General features: G+C 63.8%; 21 protein-coding genes and 2 pseudogenes. 12 read left to right on the top strand and 11 right to left on the bottom strand.

Annotation, left to right across the window (positions count from 1 at the left end):
* Window positions 1–373 precede the first annotated feature (373 nt).
* Window positions 374–559, top strand: coding sequence for a hypothetical protein (locus GCT13_RS29870; RefSeq protein WP_152764254.1), 186 nt, complete (start codon window positions 374–376; stop codon window positions 557–559).
* Window positions 560–683: 124 nt separating this feature from the next.
* Here GCT13_RS29870 and GCT13_RS29875 read toward each other — a convergent pair whose 3' ends face one another.
* Window positions 684–1391 (bottom strand): hypothetical protein, encoded by a 708-nt coding sequence (locus tag GCT13_RS29875; RefSeq protein ID WP_152764256.1) that lies wholly within the window; start codon window positions 1389–1391, stop codon window positions 684–686.
* 188 nt (window positions 1392–1579) lie between these two features.
* Here GCT13_RS29875 and GCT13_RS29880 point away from each other — a divergent pair, with 188 nt between their 5' ends.
* Together GCT13_RS29880 and GCT13_RS29885 are read left to right on the top strand one after the other, a co-directional pair.
* Complete coding sequence (locus tag GCT13_RS29880) at window positions 1580–1903, top strand: ArsR/SmtB family transcription factor (protein ID WP_152764258.1); 324 nt, start codon at window positions 1580–1582, stop codon at window positions 1901–1903.
* 84 nt (window positions 1904–1987) lie between these two features.
* Window positions 1988–3049 (top strand): alkene reductase, encoded by a 1062-nt coding sequence (locus tag GCT13_RS29885; RefSeq protein WP_152764260.1) that lies wholly within the window; start codon window positions 1988–1990, stop codon window positions 3047–3049.
* A 103-nt stretch (window positions 3050–3152) separates the two neighbouring features.
* Here the strand turns inward: GCT13_RS29885 and GCT13_RS29890 are convergent, their stop codons facing one another.
* Complete coding sequence (locus GCT13_RS29890) at window positions 3153–3683, bottom strand: GNAT family N-acetyltransferase (protein WP_152764262.1); 531 nt, start codon at window positions 3681–3683, stop codon at window positions 3153–3155.
* A gap of 144 nt (window positions 3684–3827) precedes the next feature.
* Between GCT13_RS29890 and GCT13_RS29895 the strand changes: the two genes are divergently transcribed.
* The 3 genes from GCT13_RS29895 to GCT13_RS49615 are packed head-to-tail and all read left to right on the top strand — an operon-like array spanning window position 3828 to window position 5622.
* Complete coding sequence (locus GCT13_RS29895) at window positions 3828–4439, top strand: LysE family translocator (RefSeq protein ID WP_152764264.1); 612 nt, start codon at window positions 3828–3830, stop codon at window positions 4437–4439.
* 28 nt (window positions 4440–4467) lie between these two features.
* Window positions 4468–5424 (top strand): FUSC family protein, encoded by a 957-nt coding sequence (locus GCT13_RS29900; protein ID WP_227747077.1) that lies wholly within the window; start codon window positions 4468–4470, stop codon window positions 5422–5424.
* A 42-nt stretch (window positions 5425–5466) separates the two neighbouring features.
* On the top strand, window positions 5467–5622 hold the full coding sequence (locus GCT13_RS49615; protein WP_227747078.1) for a hypothetical protein: 156 nt from the start codon (window positions 5467–5469) through the stop codon (window positions 5620–5622).
* A gap of 44 nt (window positions 5623–5666) precedes the next feature.
* On the opposite strand, the gene GCT13_RS29905 is transcribed toward GCT13_RS49615, so the two are convergent.
* Together GCT13_RS29905 and GCT13_RS29910 are read right to left on the bottom strand one after the other, a co-directional pair.
* Window positions 5667–5975: a helix-turn-helix domain-containing protein gene (locus GCT13_RS29905; RefSeq protein WP_152764266.1), complete on the bottom strand. Its 309-nt coding sequence runs from the start codon at window positions 5973–5975 to the stop codon at window positions 5667–5669.
* A 35-nt stretch (window positions 5976–6010) separates the two neighbouring features.
* Window positions 6011–7435, bottom strand: coding sequence for an aminotransferase-like domain-containing protein (locus tag GCT13_RS29910; RefSeq protein ID WP_152764268.1), 1425 nt, complete (start codon window positions 7433–7435; stop codon window positions 6011–6013).
* A gap of 283 nt (window positions 7436–7718) precedes the next feature.
* Between GCT13_RS29910 and GCT13_RS29915 the strand changes: the two genes are divergently transcribed.
* On the top strand, window positions 7719–10040 hold the full coding sequence (locus GCT13_RS29915) for an FdhF/YdeP family oxidoreductase (RefSeq protein WP_152764270.1): 2322 nt from the start codon (window positions 7719–7721) through the stop codon (window positions 10038–10040).
* Between the two features lie 31 nt (window positions 10041–10071).
* Here the strand turns inward: GCT13_RS29915 and GCT13_RS29920 are convergent, their stop codons facing one another.
* Window positions 10072–10935, bottom strand: coding sequence for an NmrA family NAD(P)-binding protein (locus GCT13_RS29920; protein ID WP_152764272.1), 864 nt, complete (start codon window positions 10933–10935; stop codon window positions 10072–10074).
* Between the two features lie 150 nt (window positions 10936–11085).
* Between GCT13_RS29920 and GCT13_RS29925 the strand changes: the two genes are divergently transcribed.
* Entirely contained in the window at window positions 11086–12018 is a 933-nt protein-coding gene (locus GCT13_RS29925) for a LysR family transcriptional regulator (protein WP_152764274.1), read from the top strand.
* A 19-nt stretch (window positions 12019–12037) separates the two neighbouring features.
* On the opposite strand, the pseudogene GCT13_RS29930 reads toward GCT13_RS29925, so the two are convergent.
* Window positions 12038–12459: pseudogene (locus tag GCT13_RS29930) on the bottom strand (hypothetical protein).
* 247 nt (window positions 12460–12706) lie between these two features.
* Here GCT13_RS29930 and GCT13_RS29935 point away from each other — a divergent pair.
* Window positions 12707–13615 (top strand): glutamate/aspartate ABC transporter substrate-binding protein, encoded by a 909-nt coding sequence (locus GCT13_RS29935; protein ID WP_152764276.1) that lies wholly within the window; start codon window positions 12707–12709, stop codon window positions 13613–13615.
* A 164-nt stretch (window positions 13616–13779) separates the two neighbouring features.
* On the top strand, window positions 13780–14001 hold the full coding sequence (locus GCT13_RS29940) for a hypothetical protein (RefSeq protein WP_152764277.1): 222 nt from the start codon (window positions 13780–13782) through the stop codon (window positions 13999–14001).
* 31 nt (window positions 14002–14032) lie between these two features.
* On the opposite strand, the gene GCT13_RS29945 is transcribed toward GCT13_RS29940, so the two are convergent.
* Both GCT13_RS29945 and GCT13_RS29950 read right to left on the bottom strand, forming a co-directional pair.
* Window positions 14033–14956: a recombination-associated protein RdgC gene (locus GCT13_RS29945; protein ID WP_152764279.1), complete on the bottom strand. Its 924-nt coding sequence runs from the start codon at window positions 14954–14956 to the stop codon at window positions 14033–14035.
* 74 nt (window positions 14957–15030) lie between these two features.
* Window positions 15031–15798, bottom strand: coding sequence for a nitrogen fixation protein NifQ (locus tag GCT13_RS29950; protein WP_407670882.1), 768 nt, complete (start codon window positions 15796–15798; stop codon window positions 15031–15033).
* Window positions 15799–16042: 244 nt separating this feature from the next.
* Here GCT13_RS29950 and GCT13_RS29955 point away from each other — a divergent pair, with 244 nt between their 5' ends.
* Window positions 16043–17683 (top strand): L-lactate permease, encoded by a 1641-nt coding sequence (locus tag GCT13_RS29955; RefSeq protein ID WP_152764281.1) that lies wholly within the window; start codon window positions 16043–16045, stop codon window positions 17681–17683.
* A gap of 130 nt (window positions 17684–17813) precedes the next feature.
* A pseudogene (locus GCT13_RS29960) lies at window positions 17814–18857 on the top strand (putative bifunctional diguanylate cyclase/phosphodiesterase); the annotation flags it as partial.
* Window positions 18858–18924: 67 nt separating this feature from the next.
* On the opposite strand, the gene GCT13_RS29965 reads toward GCT13_RS29960, so the two are convergent.
* The 3 genes from GCT13_RS29965 to GCT13_RS29975 are packed head-to-tail and all read right to left on the bottom strand — an operon-like array spanning window position 18925 to window position 20995.
* Entirely contained in the window at window positions 18925–19377 is a 453-nt protein-coding gene (locus GCT13_RS29965; RefSeq protein WP_152764283.1) for a bactofilin family protein, read from the bottom strand.
* Between the two features lie 57 nt (window positions 19378–19434).
* Window positions 19435–19845 carry a hypothetical protein gene (locus GCT13_RS29970; protein ID WP_152764285.1) on the bottom strand — a complete coding sequence of 137 codons (411 nt, stop codon included), beginning with the start codon at window positions 19843–19845 and terminating at the stop codon, window positions 19435–19437.
* Complete coding sequence (locus tag GCT13_RS29975; protein ID WP_152764287.1) at window positions 19838–20995, bottom strand: M23 family metallopeptidase; 1158 nt, start codon at window positions 20993–20995, stop codon at window positions 19838–19840. The genes GCT13_RS29970 and GCT13_RS29975 overlap by 8 nt, the downstream gene beginning before the upstream one ends.
* Between the last annotated feature and the right edge of the window lie 156 nt (window positions 20996–21151).

Genomic DNA, 21151 nt, shown 5'->3' on the forward strand with positions numbered 1-21151 from the left:
CCGTGAATCGATGAGGGAACCGGCGCCGCGCGCGGGAAGGCGCCGGAGCCCGGCAATGCGGGGGTTGTTGTTCATGGCCGCCTCGCAAACAAGGATAGAGCCGCATGCGCTCTGTCTGCGTGGTTACGCCTGGGGCGCACGTGCCATCACTTTCAAGGATAGGGAACAATCACGGAAATACAATTAGCCTTCCTCAGCGTTGGCTACCGCCTTTCCAGAAGCAAGACTGACCTGGGTAAAAGGCCCCGCGGCGGTAACGGTGGCAATCTGCGGCGCAGAAATGCTCCGACAAATGAAGCGCGGCTTCGACAGCCTGAGTCCGCGTCGCCAGCCTCACCCACGTACCAGGTCGTAATGATGCCGGATACTCGAGATGATCTTCGACGCGCTTTACGCATGGCAGGCCGTCGGCCGTGGTCAGGACTGCGCGGCACGCTCCTTCCGATTCGATGACACCCCAACAATGGACGACACTGTCGCTGACGATGAAGTTCTCCCGCGCAAAGGCCGAGGAAGCAACATTCGACTGCGCCAGTTGGACGGCCGTTTGCTGGATTGAGTCCGACGTCTGAGTGTCATAACGGCCGAGCGCGCGAATGACGGATCATGGGCCGCACCCCGCCGTCCATCCGCAAGCCGCAGCATGAAACGATGTGCGACGTTAAATGCAATGCGATACCGTGCTATCCGTGCGTCGCTCCTTTTACATGATCCCGAGCAGCATTGACTACGGCCGACGGATCTGTTGCCAGGTTCTCACGAGGACGTTTGCCCTGGAGCATGCTGTTCGTCGACTCGAACCATGAGGCAATCCGGAGCGGCATGTAATCGTGAAAGACCTTCAGAATCTCTGCGACTTCGGGGATGGGATTGCCGAGTTCGTCAAAAATGTATTCTGGGTACAAAGTGCGTCCGGCCCGCTCAATGGAAAAGACCTTGCCCTCCTTCTCCCAACGGCTCGTCACCGCCTGCAGGTTCGAGGCATCGGGATTCTGTCGCCTGCCCACGGATTGAGCGGTCAACCATGTCGTTCCGTTGAGCACGGCTGCAACCGCCTTCGACTCCATCCCGGCGCGCGAAAGGGGCAACAGTCTGACCGGCGAAGCGTCGACGAGTCCTTGCAGGGCGCTATGCTCCTGCTCGTTGATGTGTTGCCGCACCTGGCGCGTCAGCTCTGCCCTGGCTCCCTGCGTGATTGCACTCCCGAGGTTTTCCAGCCCGTTGAGAATCACCGACGCCGCGGCACGCGTCGTATCCAGTGCCATCACGATCCGGCTGATATCAGCGACGGCCGTCGGGCCGGTATCGGGCGACGGGTCACCTGTGCCGGAGGCAGTCGTGCCGGCCCCGACTGCGGCGTTCATTGCCTCGACAGACACGGCTATCGGCATACAAAAAGGTCCGCACTTTTCAGTGCGGACCTTTTTGTATGCCGATAACTATCACCCCCATAGAGGGTAGGGCCTTGCTCGCATATCGTGAAAATACGATATAAGATTCGACCCATAGCGATGCAGATGCCGACTTCCCAGTCAGAGAGTCTGCCCGCCGTTTTGTCGTCCCGTTTGTCATCTGTTTCATGAGCACGAAGCCTAACCCGAAGACCATCGACGTCGACGCGATCCACAAGGCGCTGGCGAACCCTGCGCGCCGCGCGATTCTTGCGAAGCTGCGCGAACCGGAGAAGTACTTTCCGGACCAGGAGCTCTCGTACGAACACGGCGTTTGCGCAGGCCAGTTCGACGCGTGCTGCGCCTTGTCGCAATCGACTACATCGGCGCACCTCGCCGCGTTGCAGCGCGCGGGGCTAATCACGTCGAAACGCGTGGGCCAATGGGTTTTCTTCAAGCGCAACGAAGCCGTCATCGCGGCGTTTCTAGCGCACATGAACGCGGATCTCTGACGGGCGCTCACGCGTCTTCGCTTTTTCCCCGAATGCAGTTTTGACACATACACACGGGCTCGCTGCCCGCAAGGATTGGACGTTATGCCGACTCTTTTCGACCCGCTCCAGATTGGCGATCTAACATTGAAGAACCGCATCGTGATGGCGCCGCTCACACGCCAGCGCGCCGGCAAGGTGCGCGTGCCGAATGCGCTGATGGCGAAGTACTATGCCGAGCGCGCGAGCGCCGGACTGATCCTCTCTGAGGCGACGTCCGTGACGCCGCAAGGCCTCGGTTACGCCGACACGCCCGGCATCTGGTCGGACGCACAGGTGGAAGGCTGGAAGCTCGTGACGGACGCCGTCCACAAGGCGGGCGGCAAGATATTCCTGCAACTGTGGCACGTGGGCCGCGTGTCGGACCCGATCTTCCTGGACGGCGAACTGCCCGTCGCGCCGAGCGCGATCGCGCCCCAAGGACACGTGAGCCTCGTGCGTCCGCAGCGTCCTTTCGTGACTCCGCGCGCGCTCGACATCCCGGAGATTCCAGGCATCGTCGCCGCCTATCGCAAGGGCGCGGAGAACGCGAAGAAAGCGGGCTTCGACGGCGTCGAAGTACACGGCGCGAACGGCTATCTGCTTGACCAGTTCCTGCAAGACAGCACCAACAAACGCACCGACGCCTACGGCGGCCCGATCGAAAACCGCGCGCGCCTGCTGCTCGAAGTGACGGACGCCTGTATCGACGTATGGGGCGCGGATCGCGTCGGCGTGCACCTCGCGCCGCGCGGCGACGCGCACACGATGGGCGATTCCGATCCGGCCGCGACGTTCGGCTATGTCGCGCGCGAACTCGGCAAGCGCAAGATCGCGTTTATCGCGGCGCGTGAAGCGGTCGGCGACGATCGCCTCGGCCCGCAACTGAAGAAGGCATTCGGCGGCGTCTATATCGCGAACGAAAGCTTCACGAAGGACAGCGCGCAGAAGCTGCTGGACGCAGGCGACGCAGATGCCGTCGCGTGGGGCAAGCTGTACATCGCGAATCCCGATCTCGTGCGCCGCTTCGAACTGGACGCGCCGCTCAACGAGCCGGTCCCCGCGACGTTCTATGCGGAAGGCGAAACGGGCTACACCGACTATCCGGCGCTGGAAGCAGTGAACTGATGCGTCAGTTGCACGCGCAAGCGGAATAGCGGTAGCAACGACAACGCGGCCGGAAATGTTCCGGCCGCGTTTTTTCATATCGGGTGCGCTGCGTCTGGCGGCATCAGTCGACGGGCTTCACGGCGCGACGCATGAACACGCGCTTCGTTTCGTCGACGCCACGCGCAATCCGCAGCGCGCGGATACGCTTCAACGCGGCATCGAGCTCGTGATCCTCCAGTACGCCGAAACCGAGCCGCCCGTAGTACGGCGCATTCCAGGGCACATCGCGAAACGTCGAGAGCACGAGATGCGTCGCGCCCCGTTCGCGTGCGCGCGCATCGACGTGATCGAGCAGGGCCGCGCCGATGCGCCGCCCCGCATGCTCGGGCAGCACGTCGAGCGCTTCGACGTAAATGCGCGCGCGCAGCATCGCGAACATCACGAAGCCGACGCACGCGTCGCCGCACTCCGCGACGATCACCTCGGCGGCGCGCACCTTCTTCAGCACGAACGGCGCATCCATCGGCCGCGCCGCCGCGATGCCCGTCAGGCCGACGCTCACGAAGCGCTGCGCGGCCTCGTATTCGACGAAGCGAATCGACGCGACATCGTCGGGCACGGCGGGCCGGTAGCGGACAGCTGACGCTTGCATCGGACTATGGGGTTGCATGCGACGGTTGCAGGTGAACGGTTGCGTACGAAGGGACATATTGACACCACCGACCCTCGCGAAACAACCCGCCCGTCACGCCGATATAATGCCCAGCACGACAGCATGCTTGTCAGGAGTCGCTCGATGGCACTTTCAGGTCTTCTCGTCTTTGCGCTCGCGCTGATCGTCGCCGCGGGCTCTCCCGGTCCGAGCATCGCGGCGCTCGTCGCGCGCGTGCTCACCAACGGCTTGCGCGACGTGCTGCCCTTTCTCGCCGCGATGTGGCTCGGCGAAGCGCTATGGCTCACCTGCGCGGTGGCCGGGCTCGCCGTTGTCGCACGTACTTTCGCGCTCGTCTTCATCGTGCTGAAGTTCTCGGGCGTCGCCTATCTGCTGTTCCTCGCGTGGAAGATGTGGCTCGCGCCCACGGACGTGCACGAAAGCACGCTGCCGAGCGGCCAGTCGCCGTGGCGCATGTTCGTCGCGGGCATGATGGTCACGCTCGGCAACCCCAAAATCATGGTGTTCTACCTCGCGCTCCTGCCGACCATCATCGACCTGTCGCGCGTCGGCACGCTCGCGTGGCTCGAACTCACGCTGACGATGCTCGCCGTGCTGATGACCGTCGACTTCGTCTGGGCGCTGCTCGCCGTCAAGGCGCGCGCGCTGCTGACGAGCCGCCGCGCCGTGAAGATCGCGAACCGCGCCAGCGCGACGATGATGGCGGGCGCGGCGGCCGCGATCGCGACCCGCTGATTTTCCTTCTTCCGCACGGAGCCCGCGCATGCGCGCCCACCTCTTCCGGCAAACGGGCCGCGACGCGCTGCTCGCACTTGGCCGCGAACTGAAGGCCTGGAAGCCCTCCACCGAACGCGCGCTGTTCGGCATCGAGGCGATGATCTCGGTTGTGCTGTCGGTGGCACTCGCGCATCTGCTGGATCTGCCGAACACGTGGTGGGCCGCGATCAGCGGATTCTCCGTCATGCAGACGCGCTTCTCCGCGTCGGCCGAGCGCGCGCTGCATCGCGTGCTCGGCACGATACTCGGCGCCCTGTTCGCCGTGCTCGCGGGGCCCGTCATCGGCGATCGTCCGTGGCTCTTCGTTCCCGTGCTGGGCGTGATCGGCGGCGTGTGCGTGTATCGCGCGAACGGCTCGTCGGCATCGTATGCGTGGGTGCTCGGCGGCGTCACGTCCGTGATGGTCCTGTATCAGGCGCACGAACTGCTCAGGTTCGGCCCGACCGCGTCGTTCGCGATGCTGCGCGTCGCTGAAGTGTGCGTCGGCACTTTCGCGTGCCTCGTCGTGTCGGGCGTGTTTCATCTCGGCATCCGCTGGTACGAGCGACGCCGTCCTGCATCGAAAGTCGTGGCGGCCGCCGCCGCATCCGCCGACGCGGAGCGCCCCACGTTCGAAACGCTGCGCCACGCGCGCATCGTGCTCGCCGTGCAGGCCGGCATCACCGTGTCGATCCTCGCCGCACTGACTTACGCGTTCTCGCTGCCGGGCTTCGCGCAGGCGCTCGTGACAGCCATCGCAGTGCTGATCCTGCCGCCATCGTCGCTCGTCGTGCGTTCGCAAAAGCCCGTCGCCGACAAGATGGTGCAACGCGTGGTCGGCTGCCTGATCGCGGGCGCTGTCGGCATCGCGCTGCTTCCGCTGATGCACGGCCAGATCGTGCCGTGCCTGCTCGCCCTGGCGGCGGGCGTGTGGGCGGGCTGTCACGTGCAGACGGGCAAATAGGGCGCAAGCTACATCGGCCGGCAGTTCACGATCGCGTTCATCATGGTCTTCGTGCAGGATCGCGCGTGGTCCGCCGATCCGCATCCCGCGCTGCTGCGGCTCTCGGGCATCCTGATCGGCATCGCAATTCTCACTTGCGTGATGCTCGCCGCCAGCCGCTTCTCTTTTCTGCCGCAATCCGAAGAAGCCACGCCTTGAGCGCGACGCTTTCTTCGTTCACGGCCCGCATCTGCGGTTCGCATTCACGGCTCGCCGAACAGCGCCTCGCAGAGTTCAAGCCCTTCGGCCGTCAGCGCCGCCGAGCCGCGCCCTTCCTCGTCCATCTGCACGTCCACGACGCCCGCCGACTGCAACTGCGTCAGATAGCGCCGCAGCGTGCTCATCGGCAGATCGGCGCGCTTGCTGAGCTTCGCGAGCGACCATGATTTGCCCGACGATTCGCGCGCCGCTTCCCACAGCAGCATCAGCAGCTGCTCGACGATGGGATCGAGTTCGCCGTCCTCTTCGGTGTCGTCGCAGTGCTTGTCGTGTGCCGGGTCATTCGGGTTCAAGTCGAATCTCCTCTGGTCCGTCTGTGGTCCGTTACTCATTGCCGCAAGCTCGCCGCCGCCAGCTTGCCGATCGTCGCCAGCGCGCGTTCGATTTCCGGCGACCATGCGTAACTGTAATTCAAACGGATGCAATGACTGTACCCGTTCGTCGTCGAGAACATATAGCCCGGGCCGACCGTGATGCCGTGCTCCAGCGCGAGCTTGTACAGCTGCATCGAATCGACGCCGCGCGGCAGTTCGACCCACAGCACGTAGCCGCCCATCGGATGCGACACGCGCGTGCCTTCGGGAAAGAAACGCGTGACCATCGCCGTCATCAGCCGCGCGCGCTGTGCAAAGCCCTTGCGCAGCCTGCGCAGATGATGCTCGTAGCCATCCTGCTTCAGATATTCGGCGATCGCGAGCTGCGGAATCGACGGCGTAGTTAGCGTGTTGAGGAACTTGAGCTTCTCGACCTGCTCGCGATAGCGCCCCGGCATCGCCCAGCCGATCCGGTACGCGGACGTCAGCGTCTTCGAAAACGACGCGCAATGCAGCACGAGCCCTTTGCGGTCGTAGTTCTTCAGCGCGCCGGGATGCACGTCGCCGAAATACAGTTCGTGATAGACGTCGTTCTCGATCACGGGCACGTCATACCGCACGAGCAGCTTGACGAGTTCGCGCTTTTTCTCGTCGGGCATCTGGAAGCCGAGCGGATTCTGGAAGTTCGGCATCACCATGCACGCGGCGATGCGGCGCTTGTCGAGTATCTGCGCGAGCGCGCCGAGTTCGATGCCCTCGCGCGGATGCGTCGCCACTTCGATCGCGCGCATGCCCATGCGCTCGATCGCGTGCAGCATCGCGTAGAACGTCGGCGACTCGACGGCCACTGTGTCGCCCGGCTTCGCGACCGCCTGCAGACACAGATTGATGGCCTCGGTTGCGCCGACCGTGACGACGATCTCGTTCGGATCGACGGCGACGCCGTTCTCCAGATAGCGCCGCGCGATCTGGCGTATCAGGTCGGGATTGCCCGGCGGCAACTCGTCGGTGACGCCCCATTGCGTCTTGCGCCGGCCGACCGCATGCGCGTAGCGGTTGATCTTCTGGAACGGAAACAGCGCGGGATCGGGATACGGCGAGCCGAGCGGCACGGCCTCGTCGCTGCCGATCGAGCGCAGCGTCGACAGCACGAGCCGGCTCACATCCACCTGCGCGGACACGGCGATCGGCTTCGACACATCCAGTTCCTGCACGGGCGCGGCGTCGTTCGCGCCGAGCCGCACGAAATAGCCGGACTGCGGGCGGCTCTGGATGATGCCCTTGCTCTCCAGCAGCACGTAGGCGCGCAGCACAGTCGTAATCGAAATCTGCCGGTGCTGGCTGGTCTGCCGCACGGAGGGCACGCGCTCGCCCGGACGGAACACGCCGCGCCTCACCTGCCCTTCGATCTCCTTCGCGAGTTCTTCGTAGAGCTTCAACGGATGCCTTTGATGTGAGCGAGGCCGCCTGGCGTCGAACGCATGACGGACACGCGCGATGAACGAACCGCACAAAACGAGCCACACAAGACACGCGAACGACAGGAACCACATGTACCGCGATTGTGCGCGCCGCCCGCTTTTTAAGCACAGTTCATCGTGATTGATCATTTTCGTCGATAACAGTCGAAACTGTACTCTTTTTCTTTCGCGCATTGTGTACATGCCGGCTACGTGTAATCCCCACTACGCTTGATCCACATCACGCACCACCGGACGCATCATGGACAAGACCACCAAGCCAGGCCGCATCGAACCGTACACAGGACCCGCCGCGGGATGGGGCGCGCTGAAATATGTGGCGATCAACCTGATCAAGGAAAAGGTCGCGGGCGGCAACTACAGGACGCTGTTCAGGCAGAACCAGCCGGACGGCTTCGACTGCCCGGGCTGCGCGTGGCCGGACCGGCAGCATGCGTCGACCTTCGAGTTCTGCGAAAACGGCGTAAAGGCCGTCGCAGCGGAAGCGACCACCAGGCGCGTGACGCCCGGATTCTTCGCGCAGCACACGGTCGACGAGCTGATGAAGCAGGACGACTACACGCTCGAACAGCATGGCCGGCTCACCGATCCGATGGTGTTCGATCCGCTGACGGACAAGTACAGGCCGATTTCGTGGGACGACGCGTTTCAGTTGATCGCGAAGCATCTGAAGGGACTCGACAGCCCGCATCAGGCCGCGTTCTATACATCGGGCCGCGCGAGCAACGAGGCCGCGTTCCTGTACCAGCTGTTCGTGCGCATGTACGGCACGAACAATTTCCCCGACTGCTCGAACATGTGCCACGAAGCGACGAGCCGCGGCCTGCCCACGACCGTCGGCATCGGCAAGGGCACGGTGACGCTAGACGACTTCGAGCACGCCGATACGATCCTGATCTTCGGCCAGAACCCCGCGACGAACCACCCGCGCATGCTCGGCGAACTGCGCGAATGCGCGAAGCGCGGCGCGACCATCGTATCGATCAATCCGTTGCGCGAGCGCGGGCTGGAACGCTTCGCGAGTCCGCAACATGTGACGGACATGCTGTCGCCATCGGGCGTGAAGATTGCATCGACATTCATCCAGCCGAAGATCGGCGGCGACTTCGCGCTGCTGAAGGGCGTTGCGAAGCGCGTGCTGGAACTGGACGATGCCGCCATCGAACAGAACGCGGAGCGCGTGCTCGACGTTGCGTTCATCGAAGCGCACACGGCCAACTTCGAAGCGTTCGCCGTCGATCTGCGCGAAGAAAGCTGGGAAGCGCTCGTCGAAGAATCGGGCGTCGCGCGCGAAGACATCGAAGACCTCGCGCGCATCTACGCGAGCGGCAAACGTGTGATCTCGACGTGGGGCATGGGCCTCACGCAGCACAAGAACTCGGTGGCGACGGTGCACATGCTGTCGAACCTGATGCTGATGCGCGGCAATATCGGCCGCCTGGGCGCGGGTCTGTGCCCCGTGCGCGGCCATTCGAATGTGCAGGGCAACCGCACGGTCGGCATCGAGGACAAGCCGGCGCAGGAGTTTCTCGACCGCCTCGGCACGGTGTTCAATTTCGAGCCGCCGCGCATGCACGGTTACGATGTCGTCGAGACGATCGAAGCGATGCTCGAAGGCCGCGTGAAGGTGTTCATCGGACTGGGCGGCAACTTCTCGATTGCGACGCCCGACACGCCGCGCACATGGGATGCGTTGCGCGCGTGCGATCTGACCGTGCACATCACGACGAAGCTCAACCGCAGTCATCTCGTGCACGGCAAGGACGCACTGATCCTGCCGACGCTCGGGCGCACCGAAATCGATCTGCAAAACGGCGTGCCGCAAGGCGTGTCCGTCGAGGACTCGATGAGCATGGTGCACGTCTCCTACGGCATGAACAAGCCCGCTTCCGGGAACCTGATGTCGGAGACGCGCATCGTCGCGCAGATCGCGCACGCGACGCTCGGCAGCACGAAGGTCGAATGGCTCGCCTATGCGAACGACTACCCGAAGATTCGCGACGCGATCGAATGGTCGATCGACGGCTTCTACGACTACAACAAGCGCATCGCGCAGCCGGGCGGCTTCCATCTGCGCGTCGCTTCACGCGAGCGCGACTGGAAGACGGACACGGGCAAGGCGAACTTCGTCGTGCATCAGATCCAACGCGACACGCCGATCACGCGCGCGCGCAAGCTGCACGGCGAACGCGCGATGACGCTGATGACGACGCGCTCGCACGACCAGTACAACACGACGATCTACGCGCTCGACGATCGCTATCGCGGCGTCTACAACCAGCGCCGCGTCGTGTTCGCGAACGCCGCCGATATCGCGATGCTCGGCTTCAGGCCCGGCGACTGGGTCGACATGGAAACGATCTGGGATGACGGCATCGAGCGCCGCGCGGCGCGCTTCCTGCTGGTCGAGTACGACATTCCGCGCGGCTGCCTTGGCGCCTACTATCCGGAGACGAATCCGCTCGTACCACTGTCGAGCGTCGGCGATGTATGCAATACGCCGACGTCGAAGTCGATTCCCGTGCTGCTGCATCCGTCCGCTGCACCCGCTGCTGCCGCGTGACGAAACTGCGCAACAGGCCAGGCCGACTACTTTACGCGGAGCGCTCGACCAGCCGGCGGATCACGGTTTCCACCGTCACGCTGCCCTTCAGCGACGACGCGGGCACCTCGAACTCGATCCAGCCTTCGTTGAAGCCATCGAGCATCTGCATGCGCGGCAACGGGTTCTTCATCCCTTGCGCGCGAAAGAGCGCTTCCCATTCGCCGCGCGGCACGATCTGCATGCGCACCGGCCTGTCGAGCGCGCTCGCGAAGGCGGCCGCGATTTCATCCGGCGTCACGCGGCGCGGGCCTTCGAGTTCGACGACGCGCGCGCCCGTCCACGTGTCCTGAAACAGGTGCGCGGCGACAAGTCCGATATCGTCGGTAGCGACCATCGGCACGGGCTTATCGAGCGGTTGCAGAAACGCGGGGATCACGCCCGACGTGCGCGCCGGCTCGACATCCCACGCGCAGTTCTCGAAGAACCACGCGGCGCGCAGAAACACGACGGGCATGGGCAGCGTGCGAAGCTCCTGTTCCATGATGCCGAGCTGGTTCAGGAGATTCGGCTGTGTGGCTTGCGCGCCGATCGTTGACAGCACGACGACGCACGATGGCTTCGCCGCGTTGAGCGCCGCACGCAACGCGGCGATATTGCGTCGCGACTCCGCGAAATCCGGCGACGGATCGAACACGGGCGGCAGCAGCACGAACACGCCCTCGGCGCCTTCGAATGCGCGGCGCAGCGCCGCTTCGTCATGCATTTCGGCAAGCGCCACTTCACAGCCGCGCGCCGCCCACGGCGCGCCCTTCTCCGCGCTGCGCACCACCGCGCGCACCAGCTTGCGCTGCGCGAGCAGCGTGTGCGCGACCACGCCGCCGACTTGACCCGTAATACCCGTAATAGCGAACATCTGCAGACTCCCGTTCAATTGAAAATGCTTGCGACGGGATGCATTCTGGTCGCCGGCAGCGCTTTACACCATGACATGAATATCATTTGACTCATGACACGATGGCATCATGAGCAACGTCACGCATAACGCGGAAGAAAGGAGCGCGCGATGTCCTTCGACGAACGTATTCTCAACGGCATGGGCGTGCTGACGGCGATCGTCGACAGCGGGTCTTTCGCGGGCGCGGGCGAACGGCTCGACATGTCGCAGTCGGGCGTGAGCCGCTCGGTCGCCCGGCTCGAAGCGCGGCTCGGCATACGCCTGTTCGACCGCACGACGCGCACTGTCACGCTGACCGACGAAGGCCGGCGTTTCTACGAGCAGATCGTGCCGCTGCTGGGCGGGCTCGAAGAAGCGGCGGCCTCGGCGGCGGGCGGCGCGACGGCCGTGCGCGGACGGCTGCGCGTGAATGTCGATCCGTTCTTCTCGAAGATCGTGCTGAGTCCGCAAGTGGGCCAGTTCGTCGAACACTATCCGGAACTCAGTCTCGATCTGATCACGCGCGACCAGCTGGGCGACATGATCGCCGACGGCTTCGATCTCGCCGTGCGTTTCGGCGAGCCGCGTCCGTCGACGCTCGTCGCGCGCAAGCTGCTGGAAACACGCATCGTGACGGCCGCGTCGCCGGGCTATCTGAAGAAGTATGGGCGTCCACTCAAGCCGACCGATCTGGAGCGCGAGCCGCACAACTGCATTCACTATCGCGACCCGGAAACGGGACGTCCGTTCGTATGGGAATTTCACCGGCCGCGCAAGAAAATCATCATTGCGGCACGCGGCCGGCTGGTGGTCAACGACGTTTCGACGATGCACGGCGCGTGTCTCGCCGGACACGGCATCGCGCAGATCATGGCGCTCGGCACGCAGCCGCTGTTCGACAGCGGCCGTCTCGTCGATCTCTTTCCCGACTGGCCCGACGAGCGCTTTCCGCTCTATGCGCTTTATCCGTCGCGGCGTCATCCGTCGGCAAAAGTGCGCGCGTTCCTCGACTTCATCGTGAAGATCACGGGCTCTGCGCTCGCCGATACGCCGTGGTACTGACGCATCGGCGAGCGCCGGCTCATTTGCCGTTCTTCGCCCGCGCCTGCTCGGCGATCGCCTTGTAGTCGTAAGTCGGGTAGAACTCCGTGTGATAGCCGCCCCACGCGGTTTCCTCGATCGCGCGGTTCACTTCGCGCAGCCGGTTGGCGGGCACGCGCAGCGTGACGACCTGGCCGACGCCCATCATCACGTACCACGACACGACCTCGATGCCGGCGGCGGAAACGCCTTGTAGAAGCCCTGATCGGCAAGCGCCTGGTTGATCTTCGGCAGCGGCTTCGACTGGTCGTGCTTGAGGAAGATCGTCAGCAGGAACGTGCCGTCGGCGGGCGGCGGCGGCATCGCACCGGCGTTCGTCTGCGCGGCGGCGTGCAACGGAGCCATCGCGGCGAGCATTGTCATCAAAGTGACTCCTGTAATCCATTTGCGAACAGCATGCATCGGTTTCCTCCTTGGCTTCGATGGAAAACGGAACGACGGATGAAAACGGGCCCGTTGCATTCATCATGCCATCGCCATCCGGCGCGCACACGACCGCGCGCTTTCGTGAACGGTCGGACGCCCGCGGCATTAAGGGTTAAACATATGTTGCAATTAATTTTGTTGTGGCAACATCTGTGCACAACCGCTCCGGACCGCGCTTCGCCCGTCCAAAACCGACCGATCCAGATTCAACAGGGGACTTGCAATGAAACGACTGAACTCGCTCGCGCTGGCCTTGTGCGTCGCAGCGACCTGCCTCACTTCCGCAGCGAATGCCACCGCGCAGGAATCGCAGCCCACGCTCACCAAGATCGAGTCCGCGAATCTGATCGCCATCGGCCATCGCGAGACGTCGGTGCCGTTCTCGTATGTCGATACGAACAATCAGGTAGTCGGCTTTTCGCAAGACCTGTGCAACAAGATCATCGACGCGGTAAAAGCAAAGACGCATAAGCCGAACCTGCAGGTGCGCTTCATTCCCGTGACGTCGCAGAACCGCATTTCTCTGGTGCAGAACGGCACCGTCGATCTCGAATGCGGCGTGACGACGAACCTGACGTCGCGACAGAATCAGGTCGCTTTCGGCGACACGTTCTTCGTCGCGACCACGCGCCTGCTCACGCGCAAGGACTCCGGCATCAAGGACTTCCCCGATCTCGCCGGCAAGACGGTCGTGACGAACCAGGGCACGACGTCCGAGCGCATTCTGCGCAAGATGAATGAAGACAAGAAGATGAACATGCAGATCATCAGCGCGAAGGACTACGGCGAAGGGCGCATGACGCTCGAGACGGGCCGCGCCGTCGCGTACATGATGGACGACGTGCTGCTCGCTGGCACGCGCACGCTGACGGCGAAGCCCGCTGACTGGGTGATCGTCGGCACGCCGCAATCGTCCGAAGCGTACGGCTTCATGCTGCGCAAGGGCGACCCGGAGTTCCTCAAGGTGGTCGACGAGACGCTCGCGCACGTGATGAAGAGCGGCGAGATCAACGCGATGTACGACAAGTGGTTCATGAAGCCCGTGCCGCCGAAGAACATGAACTTCGACTTCCCGATGAGCGATAACCTGCGCACGCTCTACAAGAATCCGAACGACAAGGCTTTCGAATAACGTCTGTATCCAAGGCTCGCCAAACGCGCACCGGAGGCCTTGCCAGCCGCCCTTGCGGGCGGCTTTCAGGCCGGTCCGGTGCGCCGCTCGCGTAGCGCCGAACGCACGCTGCCGGAGTAGAATTGTACGAATCGAAACTCGTGACGATCTGCTCCGGAGCCGCAATGACATCGCCCCCGCCCAACGAGGAACACAAGCGCTGGAAACCGTCGCCCACGCTGCTGAACGTCCTCACCGCGCTGATCGGCATCGGAACGCTGTGCGCCGGAATCGGCTGGCTCGTGTATAGCTGGTTCGTCGATCTCGAAGTGCCTTACTTCGCGATTCCGCTCGTGTTGTGCGTGCCCGTCATCGTGGCCGTCACGTTCAGGAATATGTTCGACTGACGGGGTTCGGTTCGCGCGAACCCCAACCTGATTACGCCGCCTTCGCGGAAGCCATACCCTCACCGAGCTCGCCGCCGAGCGCATCGACAATCCCTTCCAGCAACTTCGCGAGTTCCCCTGTCATCAACATGACGTCGGAATCGAACTGCTCGTCGTCGTTGAGCGCGGTCGGATCGGCGGCTTCCTTGATCACGTCGAGCGGCGTCACGCGCTTGATCGTCAGCGACGGCGTCAACACGAACGACACGCGGTCGTTCCATGTCATCGCAAGCCGCATGCACTGCTTGCCCGCTTCGATATGGCGGCGCATGTCATCCGCTTCGAGCGCGTGGCCGACGTATCGCACCGTCGCGTTGCCTTCGGCGGGCGAGCGCAGTTCCGTATCCTGATCCAGCGTGAAATTGGCAGGCCCTTCACCCGCTAGCAGCCAGTTCGTCATCGCCGAAACGGGCGCCTGCGCGACGCGCACGCTGCTGATCGGCAAGCGGTCGATCGACTTGACCAGCAGCCCGAGCACATCGTCGCCGAGCGCCTGCGACGCGGCATCGATCACGAGCCAGCCGTTGACGGTGTCGATCCATACGCGCGTGTCGCGCTGGATGCTGAACGCGCGCGGCAGCAGTTCGTCGGTGACTTGCTCCTTCAGATCGCGCATCTGCTTGCGGCCGGGCTTGAAGCCCTGCTGCTCTTCGAGTTCCAGCGCACGCGCCTTCGTCACCTGCGTCACCACCGATGCCGGCAGCAGTTTCTTTTCCGCACGGAACGTGAGCAGCATCTGCTTGTTGATCGAGTAGACGAGCGCGCCGTCGTTGCGCGGCGACGCCCAGCCCTGGCGCTGCACCTCGACGCTATTGGCAGGCTGGAACGCATGCGGCGCGAGCCATTTTTCCATTTGCTCGACGTTCACATTCCACGGAGCGGGAAGACGGTGAAGCTGCAGATTCTTGAACCACATGGCGAGATCGGCAAAAGCGCGTCATTCTATATGACGGCGGGTCTCCACGTGGGGTTTGTCCGGATCAGCGGCGATCAGCGCGCCTGATAGCAGAAGCCATAGTCCTCGCAACCGGGACAGCCCGGCGCGGGCGCAGGCGCGCGGCCCTCCGCGAGCGCCAGTTCGCGCGCGAGGAATTTCTTCCAGCGCAGGCCGTCGACATTGCGCGCGACGCGCTGCGGATAATGGCGCGTGAGAATGTCCGTCACATCGTCGCGCCCATCGAGACCAAGATCGCGCCATAGATGATCGGGGCGCAGACACGCCGTCGCGATGATCGTCGCGAGACATTGCGCGTCGTGGTCGGCGGCTGGAAGCGCCGCTTCATGGCGCAGCAGCAATGCGCGCATTGCATCGACGAAGCGCTGATGTTCCGATGAGGCGATGTGTTCGGATGCGGAGTGCAACGGCCGTGCACCAGGAAAGTGACGCGAGAGCAACGCGTCGAGCGCATCGCGCGTGAGGCCGAAATGCAGCAGCTCTCCGCTCGCGAGCTTTGCACCGATCAGGCGCGCGAACATCACGGTATCGGCTGCATCGCGATGCAGTGCGTGATCGAGCAGACGCGCTACTGCTGTATCGCGTGCGCCAATCGGATCAGACGTCATGTCATTGCTCCCGTTCGTGTCCTGCCTCGCGCACTTCCACGTGCGCGCCTTCATTTTCACATGAGCGAGCTTCGCATCCGCACGCTTCGGCGCTTGCCGGCCATGTCGAACCGCTGGTATGACCACCTCCAATTGATCGCCGCGTTCCTGCGACCACACGGCGTCAATCGTTACGCGTACTGGTTGAGTGTCCATCGAGTCATCCGCACCTTCGCACAAACTGGTATTACCACGTCCGCAGCGGATAGACACTGCACGGCGATGCAGTAAAAATGCGCCAGGTTTGGGGCACTGCGGAATCGAATTACACAAAGAAAGCAAGCTGCAAACGCAGCTCACCAGGCGCCCATGCGGTAAAGACACTGCGGTTCCCAGACCAGCAACAAATCGAAGACCCAGTTCGCCGATCCCGGGAACGGACATAGGAGACAGAGACAATATGGCATTACCAACCGCCGTACCGCCAGGAGTACTTTTCGCACAGCCGCTGACGCCCGTCGGCAATTCGCTTCTCTTTTCGTTTCTCGTTGCGGCCGTGCCGATCGCGGTCGCACTCGTCATGCTCGGCGTGCTTCGCCGGCCCGCATGGCAGGCGTCGCTGGCGGGCCTGATCGCCGGTCTCGCGATTGCGACAGGCGTATGGGGCATGCCCGCCGGCATCGCGTTCGATGCGGTCGGCGCAGGCATGGCGCTCGCGCTCGTGCCCGTGATGTGGATCGTGGTCAACGCACTGCTGCTCTACAACATCGCGGTCAAGTCCGGACGCTTCGAGCAGTTCCGTCAGTGGATGCTGGACCATCTGCCCGACGACAGGCGTCTCGTGCTGCTCGTCGTCGCGTTCTCGTTCGGATGTCTGCTCGAAGGCATTTCCGGCTTCGGCACGCCCGTGGCGATCACGAGCGCGCTGCTCGTCGGCCTCGGCTTTCCCGCGCTGGAGGCGCTCACTTTCACGCTGATCTTCAACACCGCGCCCGTCGCATTCGGCGCGCTCGGGGTGCCGATCACCGTGCTCGGCGCCGTGACGTCGCTGCCCGCCGCGACCCTCGGCGCGATGGTGGGCAGGCAGTTGCCGTTCTTCGCGCTGCTGCTGCCGTTTTACGTCGTCGGCATCTACGGCGGCTTCCGCTCGATCCGGCAACTGTGGCCGGCGCTCCTCGTGTCGGGCGGCAGCTTCGCGCTCGCGCAGTTCGTCACGTCGAACTTTCTCGGCTACCAGCTCACGGACGTGCTGTCGTCGCTCACGTCGCTGATCGTGACGATCGCCTTCCTCAAGGTCTGGCGCCCCGAGCCCGACCCTAAGTTCGCCGTCGTGCGCAGCGCCGGCATCGAGAAGAACGGCGCGCGCGTCGGTTACGGCGGCTGGCTGCCGTGGATCATCGTCTCCGTGGTGGTGATCGTCTGGGTTCATGCCGACATCGCGTCGATCGGCGATATCAAGATCAAATGGCCGGGCTTGCACAACACTGTCTATGTGACGCTCTACAACAAGCCTTATGCCGCCGTCTGGGATTTCCAGCCGCTCGGCACGGGCACGGCGATCCTGCTCGCGGCCGTGATTACCGCCGCGTGGACGTGCTCGGGCGTCGGCAGCTTCTTCGAGTGTGTGTTGAAGACGTGGCGTCAGACGCGCATTGCAATCGCGACGGTGATGATGATCGTCGGCCTCGCGTATCTGCTGAACTACTCGGGCATGAGCTACACGCTCGGCATGGGCGTCGCGTCGACGGGTGCGCTGTTCCCGCTCGTTTCTGCAACGCTCGGCTGGGTGGCCGTGTTTCTGTCGGGCAGCGACACGTCGGGTAACGCGTTGTTCGGCAACCTGCAGGTCGTGGCCGCGCGCCAGGTGGGCCTGGACCCGGTGTTGATGGCGGCGACGAACTCGTCGGGCGGTGTGATGGGAAAGATGATCTCACCGCAGAACATCGCAACGGGTGTCTCGACGACGGAACTGAAGGGCCAGGAAGGCGTCGTGTTTGCCCGCACGTTCTGGCATAGCGTGTTCCTGACCCTGCTGCTCGGCCTGCTCGTATTCCTCCAGCAACACGTGTTGAGCTGGATGATTCCGACTCTGCCGCATTGACGGCTGGCACTGCATTCAATTCAGTCTGTCGAACGGGGGTGCATCAGTTGTGGCCCTCGTTCGCTCTCTTGCTGTTTTCTTCCTGCTTTCTTACTGCCTCCCTCCTGCTTCCTTCGCTGCCGGTGGCTGAGTTCTATCGGCCGAAAACCTCGGCGCGCCACAGGACGCGGCGAAGATGGCCGACGCCGTGCTCGAATGGATGCGCAAGGGCATCGACACGGCAAACCAGACGCTGCAGATCATGCCGAGCATCGGCATTGCGCTCTATCCGCAGGATGGCGATTCCGTCGACGAGTTGTTGAAGCACGCCGACGCCGCGATGTACGAAGCGAAGCGCGGTGGCCGCAGCGCGTATTGCTTTTTCGAAGCGCACATGAACGAAGCGGGCATGCGCACGCTCAAGATTCAGAGCGCGCTGCATGAAGCGCTCGACAGGGGCTATTTCTCGCTACATTTCCAGCCGAAGTTTCGCGGCGACAGCGGCGACGTGGCAGGCGCGGAAGCGCTGATCCGCCCGAATCACCCGGAGCTCGGCGCGCTCGTGCCGATGGACTTCATCCCGGTCGCCGAGCGCTCCGGGCAGATCGTGCAGATCGGCTATTGGGTGCTGCGCGAGACGTGTCGCCAGATACGCAACTGGGAAGCGTGCGGCCTGCCGTCGACGAAGGTCGCGATCAACCTGTCGCCGCGGCAGATGGCGCAGCCGGATCTCATCGAGAAGATGCTGGAGATCGTGCACAGCGAAAACGTCGATTGCAGCCAGATCATGTTCGAGATCACCGAATCGGTCGCGATGCAGGACGCGGCGAGGACGACCGACATGATCCGCGAATTCCAGAACAGCGGCTTCGAAATTTCAATCGACGATTTCGGCACCGGCTATTCGAGCCGCGCCTATTTGCAGCGCTTCCGCGTGAAGCAGCTGAAGATCGACCGCTTTTTCACGAACGGGCTCGACGCACACGGCCATGAAGGCAGCGCGATCGTGCAGGCGATCATCGCGCTCGCGCACTCGCTGGAAATGGACGTGGTTGCGGAAGGCGTCGAAACGGTCTCGCAACTCGACAAGCTCAAGGACCTGCAATGCGACGAGATGCAGGGCTTTCTGCTCGGCAAGCCGCTCACGGCCGACGCATTCAGCGAACTGCTTCACGACCGCATGACGGCTGCCTGATTCGCGCTTGCGCATGGCTTGCCGCCTTGCGCCACGAGTGACAAGCGGCAAGCCTTTGCGGACCACGTTATTGATCGACGGCTTGCGATTCGATGCCTGCTTGCGGCGCATGCTCTGTCGCGTGCCCGATGCATGGGCTCGTGACTGCGGGCGTCACTTCGCGGCGAGTCAGCTTGCCGTCGACGGATGCGCCGACATCCATCCGCAACTGCTGGTAGTAGATGTTGCCCGTGATGTGCGCGTTCTCCTGCAACTCGACGAAGTGATCCGCGATCACGTCGCCCGTAATGGTGCCGTTGATGATCACGTCGTGGCCGTACACGTTCCCCGTGATCGAGCCGCGATTGCTCAGCACGAGCAGCGTCTCGCATCCCGCCTTGCCCGTGACGTTGCCTTTCACATGACCGTCCATGCGCAGGCCTTCGCTGAACTCGAGGTCGCCCGTCAGATACACGTCGTGCGCGATCAAAGTGGCCAGTTTGCTCTGGGTGACGCCGGGTGACTTCTTCTTGCTGAACATGATCGATATCGGATTGAGGTTGAGAACGCGCCGGGCCGCGGCGCACAGCGCGCCGCACTAACGGCGCGAATGACTCTGGCCTTGCAGGAACAGCACCTGAGCCTTGAGCCGGCCGACTTCGACAGCGAGTGCGTCGGCCGACTTCTGCACCGTCGCGCGCGATGCCACTTCCTGCTTCAACGCAAGTTGCGCGCGCATCAGTGCGTCCTGCATGTCGTCGCGCGAAGCCGGCGTCGTGGGCGTCGTCGCTGTCACGCACGACGCGTGCGTCGCCACGATGTGCACGTCGTACCCGCGCACCGCCGCTCCGCCCGCCACGAGACACGCGATGCAAGCGAGCGTCCACGTCGCGATGCGCGCGGCCCGCGAGCGCACGGGCTGCAGCACGTATGCGCGCTGCGTGATGCCGCGCCCGGGCAACCGGCGCAACGGGCGCGCCGGGCGCAATGAGCCGATGCGATCAGCCATGAGACGGCTCCATGAAAAGTGCGAGATAGTCGGCGGGATCGACGGGCGCGCCATTGACCAGCACCTCGAAGTGCAGATGCGGCCCCGTCGAACGGCCCGTCGAGCCGATGTCGGCGATATGCTGGCGCGGCAGCACGAGGTCGCCTTCCTGCACGTCGAGGCGCGATGCGTGCCCGTAGCGCGTGATCAGGCCGTTGCCGTGATCGATTTCGACTGCGTTGCCATAGCCGTTCTCCGGGCCCGCGTGGATCACGCGGCCGCCCGCCGCGGCGAGAATCGGCGTGCCAGCCATCGCGACGAGATCGACGCCCGGATGAAAACTGAGGTGATGTGTGAACGGATCGACACGATTGCCGAACGGCGATCCGAGGCGCGCGCCGTCGACGGGCATGCGGCCCGGAAACGACTCCCAGTTCGCGACATGCATCGTCGTTTCCTGCTCCAGCGCGGCGAGCGTCGCGACGAGACAGCCGATCTGCTGATGAATCGCGACGGCATCGCGCGCCCGTTCAGACGCAAGCTCGTCGCAGCGGCGCGGCGGCAGCGACGGACCGCCTTCGCCCGTTATCGCGGCGGCGTCGCTGGCCTTGCCGTTCTTTGTTTCGCCGGGTTTGCCGGGGGATGCGGGATTGTCGTCGTTGTCCTCGCCCGCTTTTGCCCGGACTTCGCTGGCGGCTTCGTGATCTTTGCCGCCGCCCGCCTTCCCGGCGCCTTTCGCCGCCTGTGCGCGGTCCGCCTTCTTGCCGGCGCCGTCGACGAACACATCGTCGCCGAGCACATCGCTCGCGGAAAGCACCGGCGATGCGAACACGGGACGCGGCAAGGTCTTGATCGTCTTCAGCCGCGTTTCGAAATCGTGCAGCGTCGCGACCTGCGATGCGAGCCGCGTCAGGCGCGGCTGCATCTGTTCGATTGCCGCATTCAGCTTGCCGAGCTCGGCGATCGTGTAGTCGCGCCGGACGCGGCTGTCGCCCGACTGCGCGGCTGCGTCGCGCTTCGGCCACGCGCGGCCGATCATCACGCCCGCCGTCAACGCCAGCGCGCAACTGCCGCACGCGACCAGCACCGCGATCACGAACGCCGTGCGCCGCGTGACGAAACGCACCGCGCCGTTCGTCAGATTCCGGCCCGTGCCCCAGATGAACGACATCAGAACGCGCCCCTCGCCGGGCTCGCATTTTGACGCGGCACGCACACGCGATGCAGTGCATGAGACGTCGGCGGACGCACGATGAGTTGAACGATGAATTGCACAGCAAGTGGCACGGCGAAGCGATGAATCAGCATACGCAGGATGACGAATCGA

The sequence above is a fragment of the Paraburkholderia franconis genome, assembly GCF_009362735.1.
In the GTDB taxonomy this organism is placed as follows: Bacteria; Pseudomonadota; Gammaproteobacteria; order Burkholderiales; family Burkholderiaceae; genus Paraburkholderia; species Paraburkholderia franconis.